The following is a 26,477-nucleotide window of genomic DNA, read 5'->3' on the forward strand; positions in this document are numbered from 1 at the left end:
ATGACAAATTAGTAGACATTTGACGACATCGTTGGCGACGCGGCTGGCTGCGCAGCGCCATGGAAAACGACAGAACCGGCGCCCGGATGTGCAGCCGGGTCGCCCAAGAGAGGGAGCACACGCATGAGCAAAAAAGTTGCCGTTATTCTTTCCGGCTGCGGCGTCTACGACGGCGCGGAAATTCATGAAAGCGTGCTCACCCTGCTGCGCCTGGACCAACGCGGCGCTCAGGTGAAGTGTTTTGCACCCAACATCGCGCAGCATCACGTCATCAATCATCTGACGGGTGAGGAAATGCCGGAAACGCGCAATGTGCTGGTTGAGTCGGCGCGCATCGCCCGCGGCGCCATAGAAGACATTCGCGAAGCCGACATCACCGAATTCGACGCGCTGATCATCCCAGGCGGCTTCGGCGCTGCGAAAAACCTCTCGGATTTCGCCGCACAAGGCGCTGGCTGCAAGGTACAGGCGCAGGTGCTGGCCATGGCCGAGGCGTTTGCTGAAGCGGGCAAACCGGTGGGTCTGATCTGCGTATCACCGGCTCTAGCCGCGAAAATCTATGGCCCGGGCGTCACCTGCACCATCGGCAACGACGCGGACACCGCCGCGGCGATCACCCGAATGGGAGGCACCCATCAGGAATGCGACGTCAGCGACATCGTCGAAGACAAAGACCGCAAGCTGGTGAGTACCCCCGCTTACATGGTCGCCAAGTCGATCGGCGAAGCGGCGTCCGGGATCAACAAGCTGGTGGACCGCATACTGGAATTGGTTCAGGAAAACGAAGAACAGGTCACCGCCTGATTCGCGCATCGCCTGATCGCTGACCGCTGCAGTTCGACACTCAGCGCAAGCCGCTCAACGTGCGAGTCGGGTCAGAATCCTGTCCAGTGAGTTGGCGAACGCCTGTTTTTCCCGGTCGCCGTAAGCGCCCTGCCCGCCGCTCGCTTGCCCTTGCTCGCGCAGATCGGTGAACAGGTTGCGCACGGCAAGCCGCTCGCCCATGTTCTGTGCGTCGAATTCCTTGCCTCGGGGGTCCAGAGCCGACACGCCCTTTTTTACCAGCCGGTCAGCCAGCGGCACGTCGCTGCAGATCACCAGCTCGCCCGGCACGGCATGTTCCACCAGATAATCATCGGCAGCATCAGGCCCACTAGGCACGACGATCAGCCTGACCAGGGTGAAGCTTGGCTTGATCTGACTTTGACCCGCAACCAGTACGACTTCGAACTGCCGCTTGAGGGCAAATTTGATGACTTGGTCCTTGGCCGCCTTCGGACAGGCGTCGGCATCGATCCAGACGCGCATGACTCATACTCCGCAATCAGGTTTGAGACCATCCCGCAGCCGTCTTGCTGAGGGATCACTTGGTATCACGTTGTCGCCGCCAAGCGCTGACGGGCTCGAAAGCTGCCTGGCTCGACATACGGGAGCAAGAAGCGGCCATTGTTCCTGCGGCAGTGTTGGCGCTCAAGCCTTGCTGCACCTCATGCAGGTGCATTTGATCGATGTCGAATCCGGGTTGCCCGAATGGATGAACGATCAAGAATCCGCAAGACCACGGAGCGATGATGATGCGTGAATGGATCGCCGTTCTCCAGCTGTTGCGCGCGATGAAAACACAGGGAGCGCTCAGATTGGCTCACCCACTGCTTCAGTCAGACCAACGGGCGATCAGTTACGCACGGTGCAATGTCGCGAGGAACGCCGCTGCGCTGACGAACAACCCGGCAAACGTGCGGTTCATGCGCCGTTGCTGCTTGGGCGTTTTCAGCAGGCGCAGGACCTTCGAGGCAAGCCCCGTGTAGCCGGCCATCACGACCAGATCAACGCTGACCATTGTCGCCATGATGGTCAGGTACTGAGGCATCAGGGACAGGTGCGTGTCGATGAACTGAGGCAGGATCGCGAGCATGAACACCAGCGCTTTGGGGTTGCTGATGTTGACCAGAAAACCTCGCGCCACCAACGCGAGCGGCTTGCCGATCGGGCGAATCGCCGAATCATCTGACAGGTCGCCGGGCAGCGCGCGCCATTGCTTGACGCCCAGATAGACCAGATAGGCTACACCGAACCATTTGATCAGCGTGAACGCCAGCGCGGACGTCGCCAACACCGCGCCCAGGCCAGCGGCGATGACTGCGATTTGAACGATGAGCGCCAGTTGGAGACCCAGTGCGTTCCAGTAGCCGCGCCAGAATCCGTATTGCAGACCACTGGACATCGATGCAATGGCACCGGCGCCCGGCGACAGGCTGATGACCCAGCAAGCTGCAAAGAAAGCCAGCCATGTTTCAAGCGACATATGCACCTCGGCGACGAAAATCTTCGCTTAACCTAAGGTTTATGCGCTTCAAAAACCAATTATTTCTAACTGTTGCTGTGACTTCGCAGATAGCTGTGCAGGTCGTCGTCAGTGCTGTGCGGGTTCGCCAGCGCGCTTTTCACCGGAGATGATCGGAGTGCCGTCATTGCCGCGCCAGCGGCGGATCGACTTCTGGAAAAACTGACTGTTGGGCACCTGCACCAATGTGCCGCCCAATTCAGCGGGCTCGACCAAGGTGGTGAACATCAGATTGATCGCGGTAACGCGCCCTTTGATGCCAGGCTTGTCCGTAGTGTCTACCAGCTCGACCATATCCCCGATCCTGAACGGCCCCATCGTAAAGATGAACACCGCACAGAGCAGGTTGGACAACACACTCCACATCGCGAAAAACGCGACGGCGGCGACCGCAACGAAGCCGGACAGCGCCGCCCACAACACCGAGGCCGAAACCCCCAGCCGGCCCAGCACCGCAACGAACGCAGTGCCCATGATCAACCAGCGAAGGCCGCCGCGCAGCATCACCAGCAACTCTGGCGGTAACAGCGGATAGCGCTCGGCCAACCCCGTCAGAAAACGCGCGACGATGCGCTGCAGAGTGTAGCCAACGAGCAGAATCAACAGAATCTGCAGGCCGACCAGAATCGGCTCGATCCAATAAGCGGGAACAGGCAGTGCCAGCGATTCCATCAGGACAACGCTTCCAGCTCGGCCTGCATCGATTCGAGCAACTCCAGGGCTTCCATCCAGGCTTCTTCAAGCTCGGATTCACGGACCTTGAGCTTCGCCTGATCCGCAAGCAGATCGCGTAGCTTGTCCTTATTGGCCGCTTCATAAATGGCGCTGTCGCCCAAAGCGGACTCGATCTTCGCCAGCTTTTCGTGAAGCGTCCCCAGCTCTTTCTCCAGCTTCTCGGCTTCGCGCTTGTGCGGCGCCAGTTGCTGGCGCAACGCAGCCGCCTGCTGACGCTGGGCTTTCTTGTCGGTCTTGTCGGCATTGACCGGCGATGTGCTCACCGGCGCGTTGCGCAAGCGATAATCCACCAGCCAGCGGGCGTAATCGTCCAGGTCACCGTCGAATTCCTGTACGACGCCATCGGCGACCAGCAGGAAATTATCGGTCGTGCTCTTGAGCAGGTGGCGATCGTGAGAGACCACCAGCACCGCGCCGCTGAACTCTTGCAGCGCCATGGTCAGCGCCAGGCGCATCTCCAGATCGAGGTGGTTGGTGGGCTCGTCGAGCAGCAACAGGTTCGGCTTGTCCCAGGCGATGAGCGCCAACGCGAGCCGGGCCTTTTCGCCACCCGAGAAATTCAGGACCGGCTCATCCAGCCGAGCGCCACGAAAATCGAAGCCACCCAGGAAATCACGCAGCGTCTGCTCCCGCTCGGTCGGCGCAATACGCTGCAGGTGCAGCAGCGGGCTGGCCTTGGCATCAAGTGAATCGAGTTGATGCTGGGCGAAATAACCGACAACTGTGTTCTCACCACGAACCAGGCGACCGCTCAACGGCTCAAGCTCGCCAGCAAGGTTCTTGATCAACGTGGATTTACCCGCGCCGTTCGGGCCCAGCAAACCAATGCGAGCGCCCGGCGTGAGCTGTAGCTTGACCTTCTGCAGGATGGCCTTTTCGCCGTAGCCCAGGCGCGCATCAGACAGATCCAGCAACGGGCTGGAAATCTTGTCGGACTCGCGGAAGGTGAAATCGAATGGCGAATCGACATGCGCCGCCGACAGCTCCTCCATGCGTTCCAGCGCCTTGATACGGCTCTGCGCCTGACGAGCCTTGGTGGCTTGTGCCTTGAAGCGCGCAATGAATTTTTCCATGTGCGCGCGCTGCGCCTGCTGCTTCTCATACGCCTGTTGCTGCTGCGCCAGACGCTCGGCACGGGCACGCTCGAAGGCACTGTAACCGCCGCGATAAAGCGTGATTTTCTTTTGCTCGACATGAGCGACGTGATCGACCACAGCGTCGAGAAAATCGCGGTCGTGGGAGATCAGCAGCAGTGTTCCGGGATAGCTCTTGAGCCAGTCCTCAAGCCAAAGGATGGCGTCGAGATCCAGGTGGTTGGTTGGCTCATCGAGCAGCAACAGGTCCGATGGGCACATCAAGGCCTGCGCCAGGTTCAGACGCATCCGCCAGCCGCCGGAGAAGTCTCCTACCTGCCGCTCCATCTGTTCATTGGTAAAGCCCAGACCGGCCAGCAACTTGCGGGCCCGTGCGTCCGCGGTGTAGCCGTCGGCGCTGTCGAGCTCCGAATGCAATCGCGCCTGAGCCGCGCCGTCGTGTGCGGCCTCAGCGGCCGCAAGATCACGCTGCACCTGACGCAAACGCAGATCGCCGTCGAGCACATAGTCCACAGCCAGACGGTCAAGGGTGTCGACCTCTTGACGCATGTGCGCGATACGCCAGTCTGCAGGCAGCGAGCAGTCACCGTTGTCGGGAGACAGCTCACCCCGCAACAGTGCGAACAGGCTGGATTTACCGGCGCCATTCGCGCCGATCAGGCCGGCTTTCTGGCCGGCGTGCAGCGTCAGCTCGGCGTCTTCTAGCAGACGTTGCGGACCACGCTGTAAGGTAAGGCTTTGAAGTCTGATCATAATGGCGGCGGAGTCTACCAGCTTCGTCCGGAACAGGTAGATGACTATGCCTTGCGACCTATGGAGTTTCACCCTGGATTTCTATGCCCGAGCGGGTGTCGAGCAAGCCTGCCTGACGCTGCAGGCCAGCGGCGCCAACGTTTGTGCGCTGCTGTGCGGCGTCTGGATGGACCAACGCGGCGTTCCATTCGATCAGCGACGTGCCGAGGAAATCGGACAATTGGCGACCCCGTGGCACGATCAGGTGGTGGGGCCATTGCGAGCGGTTCGCACACGCTGGAAAGCCGATTCAACGAACGATGAGGAGCTCAAGGCACTGCGCGACAGGGTGAAAACACTTGAGCTGGATGCCGAGCGCGAGCTGCTGGTGAGGCTTGAGCGTTTGACCAAAGACTGGCCGGAAGACGGCCCGAGCCAGACAGGCGCCTGGCTGGCGGCGCTCGCAGGGCGAGCGGCGAACGAAAGTCCCGACGCGCTTCAGGTTTTGTTGCGCGCCGGGACCGAGATTGCTTAGGAAGCGCTGTTCGAGGTCGTGCCAGTCGACGGCGTCGCTGCAGGAGCGGCAGGCGCCGCTGTGGCGGTAGTCGATGCGGGTGCTACTGATGCTGGACCCGTTGGCTTGGCGGCAGTCGCGGCAGCCGGCGTTGCAGGCTTGGCCGCAGGTTTCGCGGCAGGCTTGGCGGCGGCAGGCTTTGCCGCGGGCTTGGCTGCCGCAGGCTTGCTGGCGGCTTTGGTGGCGGCAGGTTTGGCAGCAGCAGGTTTGGTTACCGCTGGCTTGGCAGCCGGAGTCGCCTTGGCAGCAGGCTTGGCCGTGGCAGGTTTGGCAGGCGCTTTGGTAGCCGCAGGTTTTGCAGCAGGTGCTTTGGCCGCCGGCTTGGCTGCAGCGGTTTTCGCAGCAGGCTTAACGGCAGGCTTGGCGGCCGCGGTCTTGACGGGAGCCTTCGCGACCGGCGCCTTCGCAGCGGGTTTCGCGGCTGGCTTGCTTGCAGCTTTGACGGCTGGTTTTGCGGCAACCGGCGTCTTGCTTGCGGCAGGTTTGGCAGCAGCGGTTTTAACCGGCGCTTCGACCGCAGATTTAGCAACAGCCTTGGCGGAGGCTTTCACCGGGGCTTTGGCGGCAGGCTTGGCAGCTGCAGTTTTGACAGCGGGCTTGGCGACCGTCGTTTTGCCAGCCGGCTTGCTGGATGCTTTGACAGCAGCCTTGGCGGCAGTCTTCTCGGTGGCAGCTCTGGCCGCGCGATCACTCAGCGCTTTGCCAACAGCTTCTTTCACGCGACCCACGCCCTGCGCGAGCTTCAGGCTTTCCTGCGCGTCACGCTTGAGGTTGAGGATGTAGGCGCGAGTTTCGGTCTGACGATCTTTCAATGCATCGAGCAGGGTCTCAAGCTCAGCAACGCTGCTCTTGGCTTTGGTCTGTGCTTTGGCTTTACCGGCATTGGCAGAGTCTTGCAATTTGATGCGGGATTTATGCAGTTTTTCCTGGGCTTTGCCGCGTTGCTTTTCCAGCTTGGCGAGCAATTTTTCGGCGTCTGCGAGCGCTTGAGAACAGGCATTTTCAAGGTGCTCAAGCAGACTGCCCGAGAGTTGTTGGAGCAAATGCAACGGAGTGTTTACTGGCTTCTTGGTGGCCGACATGACTTACCTCCTGGCTGATTTGAATGCGGCTCATACTAGACCTCTGCCCGCACCGCCGCTAGGGCATCTTGACACTACCGTTCGCGGTCTGTTGCAAGTCGGGCAAAATCGCTGCATTCCCCATCACATTCGGCGCGCGGCGCTGGCATAATCGCTCACTTCCCAGGCCGGAGAGCATTCATGTCGCGCTACCTGTTTATGTCGTTGTTCCTCTTGGTACCCCTTGCTCACGCGACCGATGCCCCGCCGTCCGATAACGCACACGACCTGGCATACAGCCTGGGCGCCAGTCTTGGCGAACGTCTGCGTCAGGAAGCGCCGGATCTGCAATTGCCTGCGCTGATCGAAGGTCTTCAGCAGGCGTATCAGAACAAGCCTTTGGCGATCAAGCCGGAACGCATGGAACAGATCCTCAGTGACCACGATGCCGCGCTCGCTCAGGCTGAAAATTCCGGGCAATCCGAGCCACAGACCGAGGCTGCGCTGAAGGAAGAACGTCGATTCATGGAGGCCGAAAAAGCCAAGCCAGGCGTTCGTCAGCTGGCCGACGGAATCCTGATGACCGAGCTGGCGCCCGGTAACGGTCCCAAGCCTGACATCAATGGTCGCGTTCAGGTCAAGTACGTCGGCAAACTGCCTGACGGCACCATCTTCGACCAGAGCCAGCAGCCTCAATGGTTTCGACTGGACAGCGTAATCGCCGGCTGGACCACCGCGCTGGTGGACATGCCCGTAGGCGCCAAGTGGCGTCTGGTGATTCCGTCGGCCCAGGCCTACGGCGCTGAGGGCGCAGGCGACCTGATTGATCCCTACACGCCGCTGGTGTTCGAGATCGAGCTGATCGCAGTGTCCCAATAACGTCGGATTCGGGCACGCATCAGTGGAGAGCCGCTGTGCGCAAAGCAATAAAAAAGGGTGCCCCGAGGCACCCTTTTTTGCGACCTGAACGGGGTCAGGCCTGAACAGCCAGCTTGTCTTTGTGTGCGGTATGCAACACTTCGATCAGGCAGTCTTCAAGCTCGAAGCGCTCATGCAGCAAGCCGCCTAATTCTTTGAATTTCTCTGCCACGCATTTCCCTTCATCGCACAGATCATTGAACGCCAGCAGCTTCTCAGTGATGACGTCGATTCGGGGATAGAGGGTGTCTGCGAGTTCGAGACCGCGCTGATCGTTGAAAGCCTTGGCTTCGCCCGTCAACTGCTCGTAGATTTCGAAATGACCGGCCGATACGTAATCGACCAATGTGCCGCAGAACTCCTGCAGCTGCTTGCGTGTTTCAGACAACGCTTCTGGCTCTGCACCAAGCACATCGTAGGCTTTGATCAGCTCGTTGCGTTCTTGCAGCCAGCGATCGATCAGCTTGTGAACTCCGCCCCAGCGTTCCTGAGCATTCTGACAACTTTCCAGCATGATGTTCTCTCTTCCCTTCAGGGGCATGCTGCCTTGAATCGCCTGGCGATCCGGCCGATGCGTATGAAAACCGGCTCAGAAAAACCGTCGATGGCAGCATTATTCCGATGATGCGTGCGGCCCAGATTATGCCCGCATGACGAGGCCTTCAAGGTACGCAGGAGAGAAAGTTCATACAAGTGTTTAATCAGAGCTGCCCGATTCCATTGGTCCGAATCGACGAAACTTGATCAAAAGGCAGTACAGCGCGAACAGGCTCATGCCCGAAAACGCCAGCAGACTCCACTCCGGCAGGCTGATGCCAAACAACGACCAGGTGATTTCAGAGCACCCTGCATTGCCAGCCAGCACCAGGGAAAGAACCTTCGCGTACGGTTGCGTATCCAGCAGGTAGTGAAGGTTCTCCAGACACGCCGACATGTTTTCCGGAGGCGATGCTTGTAACCAGACTTGCCGGGCGGCAACTGATGCACCGATCAGTGAAAGCAGCAGGAGCGTGGCGGAATAGATTCGCCAACCAGTGCGAGCTGGCGCATGACAGGCGGCGATCAGGCAAACGCCCGCGAAGGTCATCAGCAGCGCGCGTTGCAGAGCGCACAGCGGACAAGGCGCGAAGGTCAATGTGAAGCCGAGATAGACAACCGCTCCTGTAATCGATGCACAGGCCAGAAACGCCAGAAAGAACAGGGAGCGCGTGCGAGCCAGATGCATGGAAAATCCGTAACAAAAGACGAAGGCGGCTACGGTAGAGGAAAGCGAGAGTCGCTTTCAAGGCAACCAGCGGAGGATATTTCTTAGTTGGTGTAGGGAAATCCCGACGCTCGCCCTAAGACGTTATACCGGCATCGCGGAACGCATTCTAAAGCCCTACATAACATTAGGAAACTTCCCACATCTCCAACAAAGCAATACAGAAAAGGCCCCTGATGGGGCCTTAAGTTCTGTGAAGGCGACCCGCTCGATCAGACGCTGGTCAATGCCGGCAACGGTCTTGCCAGTAAACGCTCATCCAGTAATCCGAGGCCTTCCTGAAACAACTGATTGCTGCGATCAGTTTCACCCAGCTGCCCAAGAAGGCGCGCCAGTTCGGCACACGCTTCAGGATTGCGCTGCAACCTCAGGCTGCTCTCGAGATAGTCCCGCGCCTTGCCCCACAGACTGCTTTGCAGGCACAGCCGTCCAAGGGTCAGTAACAGGCCTGGATCGTCGGGATGGTTCTTCAGCCAACCTTCCGCGGTCTGCAATTGCTTGCCGGGATCGCTGCCGCGGACCAGCCCGTAGAGACGCGCCAGATGGCTGCTGTATTCACGTTTAAGCGAGTTGCGCAGCACTTCTTCGGCCTGAACGTCGGCACCATGGCGACGCAGTTGCTCGGCGTAGGCCAGAACCAACGCAGGCTCCTGACGCTGGGCGGACGACAGTTGCTGCCAGGCGTTCTCCAACGCAGGCAATCCGGTCGCTCCCGCTTCGCCGTCCGCCCCGCGATAGGCCGCCAGGGACAGATTTTCACCCCAGGCACGCTTCTCGAGTTCGGCCAGCTCCTGGGCGGGCAGCACTTTGTCTTTGCGCAGCTCCGGCATCAGGCGGATCAGCTCGGACCACTCGCCGCGCTGACGATAAAGCCGCTGCAACTGACGCAACACCTGCGGGTTGTGCGGGTGACGTTCCTGCATGGCCTGCAAGGTCGCCAGAGCACCCTCACTGTCGCCGCGATCAAGTTGCAGTTGTGCATGATTCAGCGCGATTGCCAGCTCGGCTTGCGGCTGACGCTCCAGCGCGCGTTCCAGCAGGTTGTCACTCTCCTCATAACGGCCCTGTTCGTTTGCCGCGCGGGCAGCGCCGAGGTAATACAAGAGCGGCTGGCTATCGGCCTCGGCGGCACGATGCAGGTGCCTTTGCGCACTGGCCCAGCGACCTTCGGCAAGATCCATCTGGCCCTGTTCGATCGCGATCTGCACACGGCGGCTGCGATTACGACGGGACCACGGATTGACTACGCCACCAGAGGTCGTCAGCAGCCGGATCAGGCCGCGAACGAACCAGATAATGAAGCCGATCGCGACGAGCAAGGCGAGCGCAGCCCAGAGGCTGGACTCATAGCGGAACGTATCGTAAGCGATCAACACGTACCCGGCATGATGCGAAATAGCGAGACCGATCAACGCCGCGACCACGATCAGTACGAAGACGATCACATAGGCGCGCTTCATGGGCGACTCCCCGGCTGCGCCCCGTCAGCCTGGTTGTCCAGCGCGCCCCCCACCGGCGAGTGGCGCTGCTGCAGATAGGCCTGAACCGCGCTGAGGCTTTGATTCAGATCGGGCGTGACGACAGACACGGGTTTGCCGGCCAACTCGTCGAGGCGCTGGCCAATGACTTTGCTCTGCGGATTGTCGCGGTTGAAGTTGGTATCCAGCACGCTTCGCGCTTCAGCAATCGCTTTACTGTAAACCGGCGCCTCTCCATTCAAGGCTGCCCACTGCGCCTGCTCCAGCGCAAGACTCAGCGCAAGACGTACCTGGGTCAGGCTCTGTCCCGCCAACAGAGGACGAATGTTGCGATCGGCATGAAAATCGATGCGCACGTACTGAGAGATCTTGTCCCACCACTTCGCCCAGTAGCTGTCTTCGCTGCCGTCAGTAAGGCTGAACAGAGAGTCGCCCTTGTCTTTGTATTCCGGAGCCAGGGCGTTCAACTCACCAACCTGATCGCGCAAAGCAGCCAGTTGCAGGAACAATCCCGTGCGGTCCGGTTGATCGACGCTGCGCAGCGCCGCGAGGCTCTTGGCCAACTGCTCGCGCGCGGCAAATGCGCCTGGATCGTCTTGTTCGCGCAGGATCTCATCGGCGCCCTGCACCAGCGCCTGCGCGCTGTTGATGTCCTGCAACGCAGACAGGCGCAGCGTCGCCAGACGCAGCAAATGCTCGGCCTCTGCCAGACGCCAGTCCTTGCGGCTCGCGCCCAGCACTGTTTCCAGACGCTGACTCAGACGCTGCTGATCGCCCTGCAACTGCGTGACCAGTCGACGCCGGTCTTCCAGTTCTTCAGCCGGCGGCAGCTGCGCCAGCCGAGCTGACAGTTGCTGTTCGCTTTGCTTGAGCATCTGGGTTTGCGACCCGATGTCCTGCAACTGGCCAGACTGCTGCTGGGTGCCGGCCTGAATCGCGCGCAACTGCCACACGCTCCAGCCTCCAACGGCGACACCTGCTGCGCCGAGCAAGAGGGCCAGGATTGCCAGACCATTACTGCTGCGGCGGCTGGACGGTTCTTTGTGCGCTGGATCAGGCACGGGCTCGGAGTGGGCCTGCACCGGTTCAACGTCATCTTTTGGCAAGACTGTTTCGCTCACGTATCCATCCTTTGCATTTGGGCGTAATCGCGTAATCCGACTCGTCGATCATTACGCCTGTGAGGCAGGTGCGGGCGTTTCCCGCAACGCTGCCAGCAAGGCCGAAGCGCTGGCGCCCCGGCAGTCCACTACGGTCGAAGCGCCGGCAGCACGTGCCAGTTCAGCAACCCGGGGGCTCGGTACGAATAACGGCAACTGCGAAAGCACAGGCCAAGCGTCGCCGGCCATTTCACGCAGATGCTCAAAACCCTGTCCACTGCTGACCACCAGCCCGTTCAAGCGTTCCGCCCCAACTCTGTGCACCAGCGTCGAAGCGGGGTAACGCGGCAGGTTTCGGCGATACAGCGGCAGATAATCGACAGTAACACCTCGCTCGCGCAAGCGCTCTGCCAACAGTTCTCGGCCATCTTCGCCACGCATGATCAGCACCTTGGGGTCGTAGCCGGAAATAGCCTGTTCCAGTTGCGCGAGCTCAAGCAGCGCTTCGCTGTCGTCGCCGTGCTCGGGGAAGAACACTTGCAAGCCATAGTCGTCGAGGATCTGCGCCGTGGCTGCACCGACGGTGAACCATTTTTGCATCGGTGGCTGCGGCCAGACTTCATCGACCCTCTCAAGCCCGAGCCGGGCGGCAGGTTTGCTGACGACAATCACTGCACAGTAAGTGGCAAGGTTGTAGATGATCGAGCGACTTTCTTCAGACACCGGCAGGGGTTCGATCTCAAGCAGCGGCAGGCTGGAGCTGAACACGCCCTGCTCGGCCAGCACGTCGGCGACGGCTTGTGATTCTTCTGCCGGCCGGGTCAGCAGCAGGCGCCAACCCTTCACTCTTCGTCCGCCTCGCCGTAAACCGCCTTGAGAATTTTGGCGGCGCCCTGCGCCAGCAACTCCTCGGCAACCTGAACACCCAGCGCCTGCGCGTCGACGTGAGGAGCGCGGGCCTCAGCGCGCAGCAACACGCTGCCGCTCGGGTCGCCCACCAGTCCACGCAGCCATAGCTGATCGTTCTCTAACACGGCATAACAGGCGATTGGCACCTGGCAGCCGCCGTTGAGGTGTTTGTTCAGCGCACGCTCGGCGGTCACTCGCATGGCGGTGTCGGCATGATGCAGAGGAGCAAGCAACGCGTGCAGCTCCACATCAACGCTGCGGCATTCGATGCCGACGGCGCCTTGCCCGCCGGCGGGGAGGCTGTGTTCGATACTGATAGGCGCGGTGATCCGGTCTTCGAATCCCAGACGGATCAGGCCGGCAGCCGCGAGGATAATTGCGTCGTACTCGCCGGCATCCAGCTTGGCCAGACGCGTATTGACGTTGCCGCGAAGGAAATGGATCTTCAAATCCGGCCGCCGGGCCAACAACTGGGCCTGACGGCGCAAACTCGATGTACCCACTACACTGCCGGCGGGCAGTTCATCGAGGCTGGCAAAGGTATTGGAAACGAAGGCATCGCGCGGGTCTTCGCGTTCGCAGATGCAGAAAAGGCCCAGCCCCTGCGGGAAATCCATCGGCACGTCTTTCATCGAATGCACGGCGATATCGGCTTCGTGCTCGAGCAGCGCGGTTTCCAGCTCCTTGACGAACAGACCCTTGCCGCCGATTTTCGACAACGGCGAGTCGAGCAGTTTATCGCCACGGCTGACCATCGGCACCAGCGTGACGAGAAGCCCAGGATGCGCCTGCTCCAGCCGGGCTTTGACGTACTCGGCCTGCCATAGGGCAAGGGCGCTTTTGCGGGTGGCGATGCGGATCTTGCGAGAAGACATGAATCAATCCGTACTGAGTGAATGCGGCGGATAATAACAGCTCGGCCTCACAGGGCCGAATGACTGTATTCAATCTGCACGCATCATGATCTCAATCACGGGATGGACGCCATGCGGCGGCGTGTCGCTCGCCGGGCTTGTCAGATCTCCCTGCAGGGGCGCGCTTGCCCGCAAGCGCATCGTCTCAGTCGAGAGTCTTGTCTGAGATACTTCGCAATCCCAGGCAAGCGCGCTCCTACAGTGGTAAGCGATCAGTCAAAGTTGCTGCATCATTTTGCGCACGCCCGCCACGTGCCTGCGACTGACGATCAGTGCATCACCGTTCAAACCTTTGAGAAACAGCTGGAAATGCCCAAGCGGCGTGCGTTGCAAACGTTCGATACGGTCGCGGGCCACCAGCGCATTGCGGTGAATTCGCACGAAACGATCACCGAACTCATCTTCCAGTGCCTTGAGTGGCTCATCCAGCAACACTTCGCCGTCCTCATGACGCAGGGTCACGTACTTGTGATCGGCAATGAAATAGATCACGTGATCCAGCGGAATCAGCTCGATGCCTTTGCGGGTCCGGGCACTGATGTGGCTGCGCGGACCATTACCGCTTTCAGCAGCCGGACGGGTCATCGCTGCAAGCTGCACACGATTGGGCCGTTCGGCCTTGCGAAGGGCTTCGAGAAGGTTTTCCGGACGCACCGGTTTGACCAGATAGCCCACGGCACTGACTTGAAAGGCCTCAAGGGCAAACTCGTCATGCGCAGTGCAGAACACCACGGCAGGCGGCGTATCACGCTCGCACAATTTGGCTGCGACTTGCAGCCCATCCAGCCCCGGCATGCGGATATCGAGTAACACCACATCGGGCTTCAGACTATCGATCAGCGTCAAGGCTTCTTCGCCATTGGTGGCGCTGGGTTCAAGGACCCGATAACCCTCAAGATCTCCAACCATACGGCTCAGGCGATCGCGGGCTAGGGGTTCGTCATCAACGATCAGGACATTCATATTGCTCTGGCTTCCTGCGTGAGTCTCGCACAAGGATAGCGTAGACAGGTGAAGTGACGACCGTCACGGCGCTCCACGCTCAGACTCGCGTGAGGTCCAAAAAGTGCCGTGATCCGGGCGCCGATATTTGCCAATGCCTGCTGGGTGCCGTTTGAAGTCTGTCGCAGAGCGACCTCGTCGTAGGGATTACTGACACGCAATATGAATACTCCCCGTTCGTAGTCCGCCTCGACTCTGACCACGCCTCCTTCGACACGGGGCGCGATACCGTAAATCAACGCGTTTTCAAGTAATGGCTGCAAGGTTAGCTGGGGAATCGGCAAATCGTCGGGAATTGCATTGACGTCCCAGTCCAACTGTAGACGCTCGCCAAGTCGATATTGCTCAATCGATAGATATCGTTTGGCCAACTCAAGTTCTTCGCCCCACGTAGTCAGGCTTCCGGGCTTGCCCAGACTGGCCCGAAACAGGTCGGAAAGGTCCAGCACCGCCTGCTCGGCCTTCGCCGGATCGCTGGTGACCAGACTGGCGATGCTGTTGAGCGTATTGAACAGAAAGTGCGGCCGGATTCGCGCCTGCAACGACTCGATCCGCGCCCGCAACTCGGCCTGTTGCTGCTTGCGCCACTGACTCTGCAGATAAAAGTAGCGCAACATCAGCGCAGACATGATCAGCGCAATCAATGAATAGCGAATATAGCGCTCGATCACGCCATCCAGAGACGTGGCCGCCGTCACCTGACAGTAGTCAGTGACCGCCGTGCAGGCCAGCGTCACCGCGACCACCAGCAGACAGCCGATAGCGCCTGCCACGCCGGCCTTCAGACGCGCCAGCCATGGCCGCAATCCGCAGAGCAAGGCGGCAGAGAGCAGCACGATCCATTGCACGAACATCGATATCAGCGCCAGCCGCACCCAATTGAAGTCGGGATGCATGGGCTCGATGAGCACCAGAACCAGCACCAGCAGTTCGGCGAGCACGACCAGCACCAGCAGCGCCTGAGGCAGGCACAGTTCCGGCAGGAAGAACTCTTTGCCGGGCGAGGCGCTCTGGCCCGGTGTATTGCGCTCGATTTGCATGATTCAGAGTCTCCGCGCTCGTACCCGTTCGGGCAAGCAGCCCGGAATAAAAAACCGGCAATGCTGTTATCATCGCCCGCGCCTTTTAAATCGGCCACGCCACTTTCATCAGCACAGTAACCAGTAGAGCAGCGAGCGAATCCATGAGCACCGACAAGACCAACCAGTCCTGGGGCGGCCGCTTCAGTGAACCCGTCGACGCCTTCGTCGCACGCTTCACCGCCTCCGTCACTTTCGATCAGCGCCTTTATCGCCACGACATCATGGGCTCCGTTGCCCACGCTACGATGCTGGCGAAAGTCGGCGTGCTGACCGATGCCGAACGCGACACCATCATCGACGGCCTGAAGACTATTCAGAGCGAAATCGAAGCCGGTACGTTCGACTGGCGTGTGGATCTGGAAGATGTGCACATGAATATCGAGGCGCGTCTGACCGACCGCATCGGCATCACCGGCAAAAAGCTGCACACCGGCCGTAGCCGCAACGATCAGGTCGCAACCGACATTCGCCTGTGGCTGCGCGATGAAATCGATCTGATCCTGGCCGAGATCACCCGCCTTCAAGAAGGTCTGCTGGGCCTGGCCGAGCGCGAAGCCGAAACCATCATGCCGGGCTTCACGCACCTGCAGACCGCGCAACCGGTAACCTTCGGCCATCACATGCTCGCCTGGTTCGAAATGCTCAGCCGTGATTACGAGCGTCTGGTCGACTGCCGCAAGCGCACCAACCGCATGCCACTGGGCAGCGCTGCGCTGGCGGGCACGACCTACCCGATCGATCGTGAGTTGACGTGTCAGTTGCTGGGCTTCGAAGCGGTCGGCGGCAACTCTCTGGACAGCGTGTCCGATCGCGACTTCGCCATCGAATTCTGCTCCGCGGCCAGCGTTGCGATGATGCACCTGTCGCGTTTTTCTGAAGAACTGGTGCTGTGGACCAGCGCGCAATTTCAGTTCATTGATTTGCCGGATCGCTTCTGCACCGGCAGCTCGATCATGCCGCAAAAGAAAAACCCGGACGTCCCGGAACTGGTGCGCGGCAAGAGCGGCCGCGTATTCGGCGCGCTGATGGGCCTGCTGACCCTGATGAAAGGCCAGCCTCTGGCCTACAACAAGGACAATCAGGAAGACAAGGAACCGCTGTTCGACGCCGCCGACACTCTGCGCGATTCGTTGCGCGCGTTTGCTGACATGATCCCGGCGATCAAGCCTAAGCACGCGATCATGCGTGAAGCTGCCCTGCGCGGCTTCTCCACTGCGACCGACCTGGCGGATTATCTGGTTCGCCGCGGTCTGCCATTCCGCGATTGCCACGAGATCGTTGGACATGCCGTGAAATACGGCGTCCAGACCGGCAAGGATCTGGCCGAGATGACGCTGGACGAGCTGCGCCAGTTCAGCGATCAGATCGAGCAGGATGTGTTCGCCGTTTTGACCCTCGAAGGCTCGGTCAACGCGCGTGACCACATCGGCGGCACGGCGCCAGCGCAGGTCAAGGCTGCCGTGGTCCGCGGCCAGCAGTTGCTCGCCAGCCGCTAAGCCCCATCAAACGGGCCGTTGTCATCGAGCGGCCCTCATTGTCAGGACATCGAGAACATCATGAGCGACAAGATCGAAAACGACGAAGAAGAGTTCGCTGAGTCGACCCTGATCCAAGCCATTGAAAACCAGATCGAAAGCGATAACCCACCAGCGGCCAAGGCCACGTTCAATAAGCTGACACTGGTCGGCTACGAGCGCGAGGAAATCCTGGTGATGATGGCTCACGTGCTGGCGGTGGAAATCGACGGCATCCTGGAAGAGGACCGTCCGTTCAACACCGAGTGGTACGAACAAGCCCTGCGCGCGCTGCCAGAACTGCCGCCAGGCGTGAAGCTGGAAGAAGACGAGTAACGCCCCGCCGCTTTGTATGGTTTGCCCGATCCCCTGTGCTCGCAAAGTCTGGTGCACAGATGCTGCATAGGCTGTGGATGTACCGGCCTCTTCGTGAGCAAGCTCACTCCCACCGGGATTTGTAGCGCTGCAGGTTTCGGGGCCGCCCCCAAAACCTGTGGGAGCGACCTCGCTCGCGAAGACTGAGTTCCAGACGTTACCTCTCCACCGCGTGCACCGGCCTCTTCCCGGCTGAAGCCGGTCCTACAGACGCCGCGAGTTTTTCGTAGGACCGGCTTTAGCCGGGAAGGCATTGGGTGTTACGCCGTAGATCGAAGGGGGCTTTGGAGACGGATGGCTCACCCCCAACGATCCGCATCAACCCATTATTCCGAGCTGCGGCAATCATCTTCCGGCGTGATCTGACGACCGGCCAGATACTTTCTGCAAAACCTCCAGACGCTTACTACACTCCAGATGCCTCGCTGCCGCTTGACCACGGGGCCGTCATGTCTGCGATTCCTTCGTCGCGTCATTCAAATAGAAAAAGTCTGGAGCACCTATGTCGTTTACCCCGGAATTGGTTGCTGAACTGGAAATCCTGTCACTGTTCAATCTGAGCAATACCCAGGAGGGTTTGAAGGTCCACCACGTCGCTGCGCCCTCGGCCATCGCGGCCGCCAAACGACTTTTTGAAAAAGGCCTGACCACTCAGGTCGACGGAGGCTATCTGACCAGTCTCGGACTGGACGCCGCTGAGCACGCCCAATCACTGTTGACCATTCTCGCCGTGAGTCAGGAAGCGGCTTGATATGGCCGCTCGCGAAACCTTCGCCAGGAAGCGTGAAATAAAGGTTTCGCGAACCCTTCTTTTGTAAGATGCTGCGCCGATAAAATTATGGCGCCAGAAAAAAGACACGCAGCCACCTGAGCCCCGAAGCCCGATGGTGCCCTTCCTTTACTGTTGCCCTGTTCGCCACCCCAAGTAGTGCCGCTCGCCGGCTTCGAGTCGCGATGACGCGTAGTTTCGAAATTCGCCCCGACCTGGATGAGGGCATTGACCGCAAGGTTCTCAGCCAGCTGCGCAACCGCTTTCTGACCCTTAACGAAGGGCGACTGAGTCGCGCCAACGACGGACTGTCCACGCGCCAGCAAAGCGTGCTGACGCTGCTGCCGCTGTTTTTTCACGTCAATCACCCGCTGCTGCCCGGCTACGTGTCGAGCGCCACGCCGGCGGGCGTTTCTCACTATGAACCCGATGCCCATGCGTTGGCAGAAGCCCAGCGGCTGACCCGGTCTTTTTCCTACAAACCGCGTCGAGGCAATCCGCCCCAACCGATTCACGGCATTTTTCTGATGGGCAGCCTGGGCACGCTGGCGCAAGCCGATCAAAGCGACATGGACGTATGGATCTGCCACGACTCGGCATTGTCGGCCGAAGACGTCCAGGAACTGCGCAAAAAATGCCAGGCCCTGGAAACCTGGGCGGCCACGCAAGGCGCCGAAGCGCATTTCTTCCTGATCGACCCCCAGCGTTTTGTCCTTGGCGAACGCGACGCGCAGCTCAGTGGCGATGACTGCGGCACGACTCAGCATTACCTGCTGCTCGACGAGTTCTATCGAACCGCGATCTGGCTCGCCGGGCGCACGCCCATGTGGTGGCTGGTGCCGGTGTATGAAGAAAGCCGCTACGCCGAATACACCCACACACTGCTGTCCAAGCGTTTCATTCGGGCCGATGAAGTCCTCGACCTGGGAAACATGTCGCACATCCCGCCGGGAGAATTCATCGGCGCGGGACTCTGGCAACTGTTCAAAGGCATCGAATCGCCCTACAAGTCAGTGCTCAAACTCCTCCTGACCGAGGTCTACGCCAGCGAGCACCCACAGGTGCAGTGTCTGAGCATGCGGCTTAAGAAGCAGGTATTCGCCAACCGGGTCGACCTCGACGAGCTTGACCCTTACATGATGGTGTACCGGCGGATCGAGGAATACCTCATCGCCCGGGGCGAGCCGGAACGACTTGAGCTGGTGCGTCGCAGCCTGTACCTGAAGGTGAACAAAAAGCTCACTGGCGCCTCGCGGTTGCGCAACGCCAGTTGGCAACGCTCGTTGCTGGAGCGCCTGGTGAAGGAGTGGCAATGGGACGAACGTCAGCTCGCGCTGCTCGACAGCCGCAGCCAGTGGAAAGTGCGCCAGGTCTCCAGCGAGCGTCGGACCCTGGTGGGCGAGCTCAACTACAGCTATCGGTTCCTGACTCAATTCGCCCGCACGCAGAATGCCGCCAGCTCGATCAACAAGCGTGACCTGAATGTGCTGGGACGTCGCCTGTACGCTGCGTTCGAGCGCAAGGCGGGCAAGGTCGAGTTCGTCAATCCGGGCATTGCACCCGACCTTGCCGAGGACACCTTGACGCTGGTGCAATCGCCGAACAAGCGCGAACCCGGCAAATATCAGTGGGGCTTGTACAACGGCAACCTCGGCGTGCATGAGTGGGAGGCTTTCGCGCCGATCAAGCGCAGCCGCGAACTGCTTGAATTACTGACCTGGTGTCATCGCAACAACATCATCGACAGCAGTACCCGACTGGCGCTGCATCCCGGCGCCAGCGACCTGAGCGAATTCGAGCTGTTCAACCTGCAGGGTGCGCTGCAGCAGTCAATCGCCCTGCCATTGGGCATGGTCGACGAAGTTGCGCTGCTCAAGCCCAGCGTGCCGAGTGAGATTCTGTTGCTGGTCAATGTCGGCGTCGATCCGCTCAAGCACCACAAAGACCTGAACATCCTGATGACCACCGAACGCACTGATTCACTCAGTTACGCCGGTGTGCGGGAAAATCTGGTGCTGACCTTCGACCAGATCACGCTCAACAGCTGGAATGAAGTGCTGGTCAACCGTTTCGACGGCCCGCACGCGCTGCTCGACTGCCTGACCGAACTGCTCAACAGCCTGCCGGCAACTGGCAGCAAACCGGTCATCCGCGTGCGCTGTTTCTGTCACAACCGGGCACAGGCGATTGCCCAGCGGGTCGAAGAACTGGTCAGCACCGCGCAACTGTTGCTCGAGCGTCGCCTGAATCACCGTTATCTCATTCAAGTCCAGCAGCACTATCACGTGCTGGAGATGGTTCCAGGCCAGATCAGCCACGTTGCACTCGACAGCCTGACTGCTCTTTACGACTATCTGGGCGAAGAACTGCCCGCGTACAGCCCGATTCATCTCGATCCGCAGGCACTGGACGACTCGGATCTGTCGCTGATCATTCCCCATGGCCAGCCTGAGTGCATCCAGGTGTTCTTCCGGATCAACGAGCCGCACGCCGACTTGTATGTTCTCGATGAACACAACGCGCTGTGGCATCAACGCTTGCCTTACCACGACGAACCCAGCCTGCTGATGCCGCTGCAGCGCTTTCTGCAGTCATTGATGTATAGGCGCGGCGCGCTGCTGCCGCTGGACAACCCGCTGGAACCGTCATCACTGGAGACGCTGTATTACCGGATTTCTCCCGATGGCGGCGCAAGGGCGCGGCGCATCGAGCAGCGACTGACGCCGGTGACGCCTACCGACAAACCGTTTTATGACGTTCAGGCAATCATCGAGGAAGCATCGCCCGGTCAGGTCAGCGTGACGCTGTACTGCGATGGAATGGAATATTCCGAGCTCGAATTCGGCGAGCAGTTGTTCAGCGTCGTGGCGCGACAAATCCTCGAGCAACGCCGCGAGCCGCAACGTTATCGCTGTTACATCACGGACCTGGATCTTTCAGGAATACTGGGCGATACGCGCGGGCAGACGATTCTGTTCCTGCGCTACAAAGCGGAGCTGGAGAAATCGCTGAATGAGGCGATGGATGAGGCTTGAGGGGCGCTCGATTCAGCATCATGCCTGACAAGACCTTGAAGGAGTGAGCTTGCTCGCGAGAGGCCGGCGCATCCAATAGATGTTCAGAGGCCAAAGTCAGTCTTCGCGAGCAAGCTCACTCCTACAGGGGGCGAATTCATCCGAAAGATTCAGCGTTGCGCCCGGCGCTGATCGGCCTGCTGCACAATCTCTCGTCTGCGCTCGTCCGTGGCCGCGCGCCACTCACGGATGTCCTCGACGTGACGCAGACAGCCTGTGCACACCTTCTGTTCATCCAGCCGGCAAACGCTGATGCAGGGCGATGGGACCGCCGGGCTGACGTTGCTGAACAACGGCTTGGGCGCTTTGACAGGGGCAGTACCGCTCACTACCGGTTTCCGTCGGAGTGACCGTCGACAGCGTCGAACTCGATTTCGACCCCGGCCTGCTGCAAGGCCAGGCGATGCAGCACCTCGCCGAGCAACTCTTCGCTCTTGTCGCACACCCAGCGTTTCTCTTCTTCGTCGTAATCGAAATGGAAACCGCCGGCCACGGCCGCCAGCCATAGCTGACGCAGAGGCTCCTGACGACTGAAGATGAACTGAGTGCCGTTCTCGAATTTCACGGTCAGCACACCGGCCGAACTCTCAAGGTCCAGATCCAGATCGCTCTCGTCGAAGATGTCCTCGAGCTTTTCTTGGGTGGCATCTACCAGGTCGTGAAAGCGGGCTTCGGTCAAACTCATTGCAGGAACCTCGAAAGTGTCTACGGATGGCGCAGCGACGCAAGATACGGTCGCTTCCCGGCAATTGCAAAGCATACCCGCCCAACTGCCGTGCCCTGCGCCAAAAATCCGCTCGCTGGCAGCACGCATATACAGCAGTTGCGTCAAAGCCCCGCCGGACGGGAACTGTGGCGCATAGGCAATCTCACGGGTGGCCGGTATACTCGGGCGCAATTAATGCTTATACAAAGGATTTCGCCATGAAGCGCCTGATTTCCTCCCTGGCCGCGCTCCTCGCTGTCGCGTGCCTGGTCTCTGCCTGCGGTCAAAAAGGTCCGCTGTACCTGCCCGACGATGATTCGTCCGATGGCAGCAGCCAGACCAAATCGCACTCGCACAAGCACCAGACCTCGACTTACTAGGAATCAGCCATGGACGCCTTCAACTACCGCGACGGTGAGCTGTTCGCGGAGGGAGTTGCATTGTCTGCCATTGCCGAGCGCTTCGGTACGCCGACCTATGTCTACTCCCGCGCCCATATCGAGGCGCAATACCGCGCTTATGCGGATGCTCTGAGTGGCATGCCGCACTTGGTCTGTTTCGCAGTCAAAGCCAACTCCAATCTGGGCGTTCTCAATGTGCTGGCGCGTCTGGGCGCCGGGTTCGACATTGTTTCCCGTGGTGAGCTAGAGCGCGTGCTGGCCGCAGGTGGTCAGGCGGACAAGATCGTGTTTTCCGGCGTCGGCAAGACCCGCGATGACATGCGCCGCGCCCTAGAAGTCGGCGTGCACTGCTTCAACGTCGAATCCACCGACGAGCTGGAACGCCTGCAAGTGGTTGCCGCCGAAATGGGCGTCCGCGCGCCGATTTCCCTGCGCGTCAACCCGGACGTCGACGCCGGTACGCACCCTTACATCTCCACCGGTCTCAAAGAAAACAAGTTCGGCATCGCCATTGCCGACGCCGAAGACGTGTACATCCGCGCCGCCCAGCTGCCGAACCTGGAAGTCATCGGCGTCGATTGCCACATCGGCTCTCAGCTCACCACGCTATCGCCATTCGTTGACGCGCTGGATCGCCTGCTCGACCTGGTCGATCGCCTGAGCGAATGCGGCGTCCAGCTGCGCCACCTCGATCTGGGCGGTGGCCTGGGCGTACGTTATCGCGATGAAGAGCCGCCGCTGGCCGGCGATTACATCAAGGCCGTGCGCGAGCGTCTGGCAGGCCGCGATCTGGGGCTGATGTTCGAGCCAGGCCGCTTCATCGTCGCCAATGCCGGCGTGCTGCTGACCCGCATCGAATACCTCAAGCACACAGAGCACAAGGATTTCGCCATTGTCGACGCGGCCATGAACGACCTGATCCGGCCCGCGCTGTATCAGGCATGGATGGATGTGAAGGCCGTCAAGCCGCGCGATGGCGCAGCTCGCACCTACGACATCGTCGGCCCGATCTGCGAAACCGGCGACTTCCTGGCCAAAGAGCGCGAAATGGCGCTGGCCGAAGGCGATCTGCTAACCGTGCACTCCGCTGGCGCCTATGGGTTTGTCATGAGCTCCAACTACAACACCCGCGGCCGTACCGCTGAGGTGTTGGTCGATGGCGATCAAGCCTTTGAAGTGCGTCGTCGTGAAACCGTGACTGAGCTGTTTGCCGGCGAAAGCCTGCTGCCGGAGTAATCCCATGCTGCTGCGTTTTACCAAGATGCATGGGCTGGGCAACGACTTCATGGTGCTGGACCTTGTGAGCCAGCACGCGCACATCCTGCCCAAGCATGCCAAGCAATGGGGCGATCGCCACACCGGGATCGGTTTCGATCAGTTGCTGCTGGTTGAGGCGCCGAGCAACCCGGACGTCGATTTCCGTTACAGAATCTTCAATTCCGACGGCTCCGAAGTCGAGCAGTGCGGCAACGGCGCGCGCTGCTTTGCCCGGTTCGTGCTGGACAAACGCCTGACCGCCAAGAAGCAGATTCGCGTCGAGACCAAAAGCGGCATCATCGAGCTGGACGTCCGCAACGACGGCCAGATCAGCGTCGACATGGGTGCGCCACGTCTGGTCCCTGCCGACATTCCGTTCGATGCACCGCAGCAGGCGACCAGCTACACGCTGGACGTCGAAGGCGAACGCGTCGAGCTGGCGGCCGTGTCGATGGGCAATCCCCATGCGGTCCTGCGCGTTTACGACATCAACAATGCGCCGGTGCACGCTCTGGGCCCCAAGATCGAAAACCATCCACGTTTTCCCGCACGGGTGAACGTGGGCTTCCTTCATGTCGTCGATCGTCAGCGCGCGCAGTTGCGCGTCTGGGAGCGCGGCGCCGGGGAAACCCAGGCCTGCGGCACTGGCGCCTGCGCTGCCGCGGTCGCCGCGATCAGTCAGGGCTGGATGGATTCACCCCTGTTGATCGACCTGCCCGGCGGGCGCCTGACCATCGAGTGGGCCGGCCCTGGTCATCCGGTGGTGATGACAGGCCCGGCCGTTCGGGTTTACGAAGGCCAAGTACGTCTATGAGTGAGCATATCCAATGACCGACCAGCCTCAGACTTCAACCGACACGCCCGGCGCTCCTGACGCTGACAAAGCAGTGCCTGCCCTTGAAGCCGAGGCAGTCGCGGCCTGGCTGCAGCAACACCCGGATTTTTTCGCCGAGCACGACGAGCTGCTCACCAGCATGCGCATCCCGCATCAGCGTGGGGACACGGTTTCGCTGGTGGAGCGTCAGCTGAAACTGCTGCGCGAGCGCAACATCGAGATGCGCCATCGGCTGTCGCAATTGATGGACGTGGCGAGGGACAACGATCGCCTGTTCGAGAAAACCCGCCGCCTGATCCTCGACCTGATGGACGCTACAAGCCTGGAAGAAATCGTCATCGCTGTGGAAGACAGCCTTCGCCAGGAGTTTCAGGTGCCCTTCGTCAGCCTGATTCTGTTCAGCGACAACCCGATGACGGTAGGCCGCTGGGTGACCGGCGCCGATGCCCAGAAAGCCATCGGCGGATTGATCTCCGGCGGCAAAACCGTCAGCGGCGCACTGCGCGAGCATGAGCTGGAATTCCTGTTCGGCAGCGAACAGAGCAAGGAAGTCGGCTCGACCGCGATCGCAGCCCTCAGCCATCAAGGTCTGCACGGCGTGCTCGCCATCGGCAGCCGCGATCCGCAGCACTATAAAAGCTCGGTGGGCACGCTGTTCCTCAGCTACATCGCTGACGTGTTGAGCCGTCTGCTGCCGCGCTTCACCAATTCGCTGCGCTCGGTCCGCTAGTCATGGAACGGCAGCTGGATGCTTACTGCACGCACTTGCGCAGTGAGCGCCAAGTGTCGGGACATACGCTTGAGGCTTATCGCCGGGACCTGAGCAAGGTTCTGGCGTTTTGTGAAAAACACCACATCGACAGCTGGAAGGCGCTGGATATTCAGGCCATGCGCAGCCTCGTTGCGCGCCTGCATCAGCAGGGCCAGTCGTCGCGCAGTCTGGCGCGCCTGCTGTCTGCGGTGCGGGGCTTTTATCACTATCTGAACCGCGAAGGCATTTGCGATCACGATCCGGCCAACGGCCTGTCGCCGCCCAAAGGCGAACGCAGGCTGCCCAAGACACTCGACGCCGACCGCACGCTTCAGTTGCTGGAGGGTGGCGTGGAAGATGATTTCCTTGCGCGGCGCGATCAGGCGATTCTCGAACTGTTTTACTCCTCCGGGTTGCGCCTGTCCGAGCTGACAGGACTGAACTGCGAGCAGCTCGACTTGGCCGACGGCCTCGTCCAGGTGCTCGGCAAGGGCAGCAAGACGCGAGTGTTGCCGGTCGGCAAGAAAGCCCGAGAAGCGCTGGAAGAATGGCTGAAGCTGCGAGCGCTGGCCAATCCTCAGGACGATGCGGTATTCATAAGCCAGCAAGGCCGGCGCCTGGGGCCTCGCTCGATTCAACTGCGTGTCAAAGCCGCAGGCAAGCGCGAGCTGGGGCAAAACCTGCACCCGCACATGCTGCGTCATTCTTTTGCCAGCCACCTGCTCGAGTCATCGCAAGACCTGCGTGCCGTGCAGGAACTGCTCGGGCACGCTGACATCGCCACGACCCAGATCTACACCCACTTGGACTTTCAGCACCTGGCCACGGTGTATGACAGCGCCCATCCAAGGGCCAAACGCAAAGGTTCTTCTGACAATGAGCATTAAGCTGATCACGTTCGATCTGGACGACACGCTGTGGGAAACCGCACCTGCGATCGTCGGCGCCGAAACCATGCTGCGCGAGTGGCTGGCTGAACACGCGCCGAAACTGGGACCGGTGCCCGTTGAGCACTTGTGGGAAATCCGCTCCCGGCTGGTGGAGGCTGATTCGAGCTTCAAGCATCGCATCAGCGCACTGCGCCGCCGCGTGCTGTTTCACGCGCTGGAAGGCGCCGGATACGCCCACGCAGAGGCCCAGGACCTGGCGGATCAGGGTTTCGAAGTGTTTCTGCAAGGGCGTCACCAGCTGGATATCTTCCCGGAAGTCGTGCCGACGCTGGAAATCCTGGCCAAGTCCTACACTTTGGGCGTTGTGACTAATGGCAACGCCGACGTGCGTCGACTGGGTCTGGCCGACTATTTCGCCTTCGCGCTCTGTGCGGAGGATCTGGGCATCGGCAAACCGGACCCGGCGCCGTTTCTCGAAGCGCTCAAGCGCGGCAATGCCGACCCGCGCCATGCCGTTCATGTGGGCGATCATCCTGGCGATGACATTGCCGGGGCGCAACAAGCGGGCTTGCGCGCGATCTGGTACAACCCGGGCGGCAAGGCGTGGGAAGCGGACGCATTGCCTGACGCGCAGATCAGCAGTTTGACGCAACTGCCCGATGTTCTGGCGCGCTGGGGATGACGGGTTGGGGTTCTTC

Annotated in this window: 28 protein-coding genes; 13 read left to right on the forward strand and 15 right to left on the reverse strand. The window is 60.4% G+C overall.

The window, feature by feature from the left end; translation table 11 throughout:
* The first annotated feature begins 123 nt into the window (after positions 1-123).
* Positions 124-804, forward strand: a complete 681-nt coding sequence (gene elbB / locus BMZ10_RS19475) for an isoprenoid biosynthesis glyoxalase ElbB (protein WP_093465999.1) — start codon at positions 124-126, stop codon at positions 802-804.
* Positions 805-858: 54 nt separating this feature from the next.
* On the opposite strand, the gene BMZ10_RS19480 is transcribed toward elbB, so the two are convergent.
* The 4 genes from BMZ10_RS19480 to BMZ10_RS19495 form a co-directional block, all read right to left on the reverse strand.
* Positions 859-1,308, reverse strand: a complete 450-nt coding sequence (locus BMZ10_RS19480) for a YaiI/YqxD family protein (protein WP_093466001.1) — start codon at positions 1,306-1,308, stop codon at positions 859-861.
* 370 nt (positions 1,309-1,678) lie between these two features.
* A complete protein-coding gene (locus BMZ10_RS19485) occupies positions 1,679-2,305 on the reverse strand; it encodes a LysE family transporter (RefSeq protein WP_093466003.1) in 627 nt (208 codons plus the stop codon).
* A 108-nt stretch (positions 2,306-2,413) separates the two neighbouring features.
* Positions 2,414-3,016: a mechanosensitive ion channel family protein gene (locus BMZ10_RS19490; RefSeq protein ID WP_093466005.1), complete on the reverse strand. Its 603-nt coding sequence runs from the start codon at positions 3,014-3,016 to the stop codon at positions 2,414-2,416.
* On the reverse strand, positions 3,016-4,926 hold the full coding sequence (locus tag BMZ10_RS19495; protein ID WP_093466007.1) for an ATP-binding cassette domain-containing protein: 1,911 nt from the start codon (positions 4,924-4,926) through the stop codon (positions 3,016-3,018). Before BMZ10_RS19495 ends, BMZ10_RS19490 begins: the two co-directional genes overlap by 1 nt.
* Positions 4,927-4,966: 40 nt before the next feature.
* On the opposite strand from BMZ10_RS19495, the gene BMZ10_RS19500 reads away from it, so the two are divergent.
* On the forward strand, positions 4,967-5,440 hold the full coding sequence (locus BMZ10_RS19500; protein WP_371265992.1) for a TIGR02444 family protein: 474 nt from the start codon (positions 4,967-4,969) through the stop codon (positions 5,438-5,440).
* Here the strand turns inward: BMZ10_RS19500 and BMZ10_RS19505 are convergent.
* The gene (locus BMZ10_RS19505) at positions 5,437-6,561 is read right to left on the reverse strand and encodes an AlgP family protein (RefSeq protein ID WP_093466011.1); all 1,125 of its coding nucleotides are present in this window, start codon (positions 6,559-6,561) and stop codon (positions 5,437-5,439) included. The genes BMZ10_RS19500 and BMZ10_RS19505 overlap by 4 nt on opposite strands.
* A gap of 180 nt (positions 6,562-6,741) precedes the next feature.
* On the opposite strand from BMZ10_RS19505, the gene BMZ10_RS19510 reads away from it, so the two are divergent.
* Positions 6,742-7,419, forward strand: a complete 678-nt coding sequence (locus BMZ10_RS19510; protein ID WP_093466013.1) for an FKBP-type peptidyl-prolyl cis-trans isomerase — start codon at positions 6,742-6,744, stop codon at positions 7,417-7,419.
* 94 nt (positions 7,420-7,513) lie between these two features.
* Here the strand turns inward: BMZ10_RS19510 and rsd are convergent, their stop codons facing one another.
* The 8 genes from rsd to BMZ10_RS19545 form a co-directional block, all read right to left on the reverse strand.
* Positions 7,514-7,972 carry a sigma D regulator gene (gene rsd, locus BMZ10_RS19515; protein WP_093466016.1) on the reverse strand — a complete coding sequence of 153 codons (459 nt, stop codon included), beginning with the start codon at positions 7,970-7,972 and terminating at the stop codon, positions 7,514-7,516.
* Positions 7,973-8,155: 183 nt separating this feature from the next.
* On the reverse strand, positions 8,156-8,683 hold the full coding sequence (locus tag BMZ10_RS19520) for a disulfide bond formation protein B (protein ID WP_093466019.1): 528 nt from the start codon (positions 8,681-8,683) through the stop codon (positions 8,156-8,158).
* 251 nt (positions 8,684-8,934) lie between these two features.
* Complete coding sequence (locus BMZ10_RS19525) at positions 8,935-10,182, reverse strand: heme biosynthesis protein HemY (protein WP_093466022.1); 1,248 nt, start codon at positions 10,180-10,182, stop codon at positions 8,935-8,937.
* The gene (locus BMZ10_RS28035; RefSeq protein WP_256214537.1) at positions 10,179-11,321 is read right to left on the reverse strand and encodes a uroporphyrinogen-III C-methyltransferase; all 1,143 of its coding nucleotides are present in this window, start codon (positions 11,319-11,321) and stop codon (positions 10,179-10,181) included. Before BMZ10_RS28035 ends, BMZ10_RS19525 begins: the two co-directional genes overlap by 4 nt.
* A 51-nt stretch (positions 11,322-11,372) precedes the next feature.
* Positions 11,373-12,146 (reverse strand): uroporphyrinogen-III synthase, encoded by a 774-nt coding sequence (locus tag BMZ10_RS28040; protein WP_256214538.1) that lies wholly within the window; start codon positions 12,144-12,146, stop codon positions 11,373-11,375.
* The gene (gene hemC / locus BMZ10_RS19535) at positions 12,143-13,084 is read right to left on the reverse strand and encodes a hydroxymethylbilane synthase (protein ID WP_093466025.1); all 942 of its coding nucleotides are present in this window, start codon (positions 13,082-13,084) and stop codon (positions 12,143-12,145) included. Before hemC ends, BMZ10_RS28040 begins: the two co-directional genes overlap by 4 nt.
* 255 nt (positions 13,085-13,339) lie before the next feature.
* Positions 13,340-14,086 (reverse strand): LytR/AlgR family response regulator transcription factor, encoded by a 747-nt coding sequence (locus BMZ10_RS19540; RefSeq protein ID WP_093466028.1) that lies wholly within the window; start codon positions 14,084-14,086, stop codon positions 13,340-13,342.
* A complete protein-coding gene (locus tag BMZ10_RS19545) occupies positions 14,083-15,165 on the reverse strand; it encodes a sensor histidine kinase (RefSeq protein ID WP_093466031.1) in 1,083 nt (360 codons plus the stop codon). Before BMZ10_RS19545 ends, BMZ10_RS19540 begins: the two co-directional genes overlap by 4 nt.
* A 143-nt stretch (positions 15,166-15,308) precedes the next feature.
* Here BMZ10_RS19545 and argH point away from each other — a divergent pair, with 143 nt between their 5' ends.
* The 4 genes from argH (at position 15,309) to BMZ10_RS19565 (ending at position 20,900) form a co-directional block, all read left to right on the forward strand.
* Positions 15,309-16,703, forward strand: coding sequence for an argininosuccinate lyase (gene argH, locus BMZ10_RS19550; protein WP_093466034.1), 1,395 nt, complete (start codon positions 15,309-15,311; stop codon positions 16,701-16,703).
* Between the two features lie 60 nt (positions 16,704-16,763).
* Positions 16,764-17,057, forward strand: a complete 294-nt coding sequence (locus tag BMZ10_RS19555; protein WP_093466037.1) for a hypothetical protein — start codon at positions 16,764-16,766, stop codon at positions 17,055-17,057.
* Positions 17,058-17,598: 541 nt separating this feature from the next.
* A complete protein-coding gene (locus BMZ10_RS19560; protein ID WP_093466040.1) occupies positions 17,599-17,847 on the forward strand; it encodes a TIGR02647 family protein in 249 nt (82 codons plus the stop codon).
* Positions 17,848-18,050: 203 nt separating this feature from the next.
* On the forward strand, positions 18,051-20,900 hold the full coding sequence (locus tag BMZ10_RS19565) for a class I adenylate cyclase (RefSeq protein ID WP_093466043.1): 2,850 nt from the start codon (positions 18,051-18,053) through the stop codon (positions 20,898-20,900).
* Between the two features lie 149 nt (positions 20,901-21,049).
* On the opposite strand, the gene BMZ10_RS19570 is transcribed toward BMZ10_RS19565, so the two are convergent.
* Together BMZ10_RS19570 and cyaY are read right to left on the reverse strand one after the other, a co-directional pair.
* Complete coding sequence (locus BMZ10_RS19570) at positions 21,050-21,268, reverse strand: DUF1289 domain-containing protein (RefSeq protein ID WP_093466046.1); 219 nt, start codon at positions 21,266-21,268, stop codon at positions 21,050-21,052.
* Positions 21,268-21,624, reverse strand: coding sequence for an iron donor protein CyaY (gene cyaY, locus BMZ10_RS19575; RefSeq protein WP_093466048.1), 357 nt, complete (start codon positions 21,622-21,624; stop codon positions 21,268-21,270). The genes BMZ10_RS19570 and cyaY overlap by 1 nt, the downstream gene beginning before the upstream one ends.
* Positions 21,625-21,863: 239 nt before the next feature.
* Between cyaY and BMZ10_RS19580 the strand changes: the two genes are divergently transcribed.
* From BMZ10_RS19580 to BMZ10_RS19605, 6 genes are read left to right on the forward strand one after another with little or no spacing between them, the layout of a single operon-like run.
* Positions 21,864-22,025 (forward strand): LPS translocon maturation chaperone LptM, encoded by a 162-nt coding sequence (locus tag BMZ10_RS19580; protein WP_037016591.1) that lies wholly within the window; start codon positions 21,864-21,866, stop codon positions 22,023-22,025.
* A 9-nt stretch (positions 22,026-22,034) separates the two neighbouring features.
* On the forward strand, positions 22,035-23,282 hold the full coding sequence (gene lysA / locus BMZ10_RS19585) for a diaminopimelate decarboxylase (RefSeq protein ID WP_093466051.1): 1,248 nt from the start codon (positions 22,035-22,037) through the stop codon (positions 23,280-23,282).
* 4 nt (positions 23,283-23,286) lie between these two features.
* Positions 23,287-24,117 carry a diaminopimelate epimerase gene (gene dapF, locus BMZ10_RS19590; RefSeq protein WP_093466054.1) on the forward strand — a complete coding sequence of 277 codons (831 nt, stop codon included), beginning with the start codon at positions 23,287-23,289 and terminating at the stop codon, positions 24,115-24,117.
* A 13-nt stretch (positions 24,118-24,130) separates the two neighbouring features.
* Positions 24,131-24,868 carry a DUF484 family protein gene (locus BMZ10_RS19595; RefSeq protein WP_093466057.1) on the forward strand — a complete coding sequence of 246 codons (738 nt, stop codon included), beginning with the start codon at positions 24,131-24,133 and terminating at the stop codon, positions 24,866-24,868.
* Positions 24,869-24,870: 2 nt separating this feature from the next.
* The gene (xerC, locus tag BMZ10_RS19600; RefSeq protein WP_093466060.1) at positions 24,871-25,776 is read left to right on the forward strand and encodes a tyrosine recombinase XerC; all 906 of its coding nucleotides are present in this window, start codon (positions 24,871-24,873) and stop codon (positions 25,774-25,776) included.
* Entirely contained in the window at positions 25,766-26,461 is a 696-nt protein-coding gene (locus tag BMZ10_RS19605) for an HAD family hydrolase (protein ID WP_093466062.1), read from the forward strand. Before xerC ends, BMZ10_RS19605 begins: the two co-directional genes overlap by 11 nt.
* The last annotated feature ends 16 nt before the right edge of the window (positions 26,462-26,477 follow it).

The organism is Pseudomonas sp. NFR16 (genome assembly GCF_900108875.1).
Classification (GTDB): domain Bacteria; phylum Pseudomonadota; class Gammaproteobacteria; order Pseudomonadales; family Pseudomonadaceae; genus Aquipseudomonas.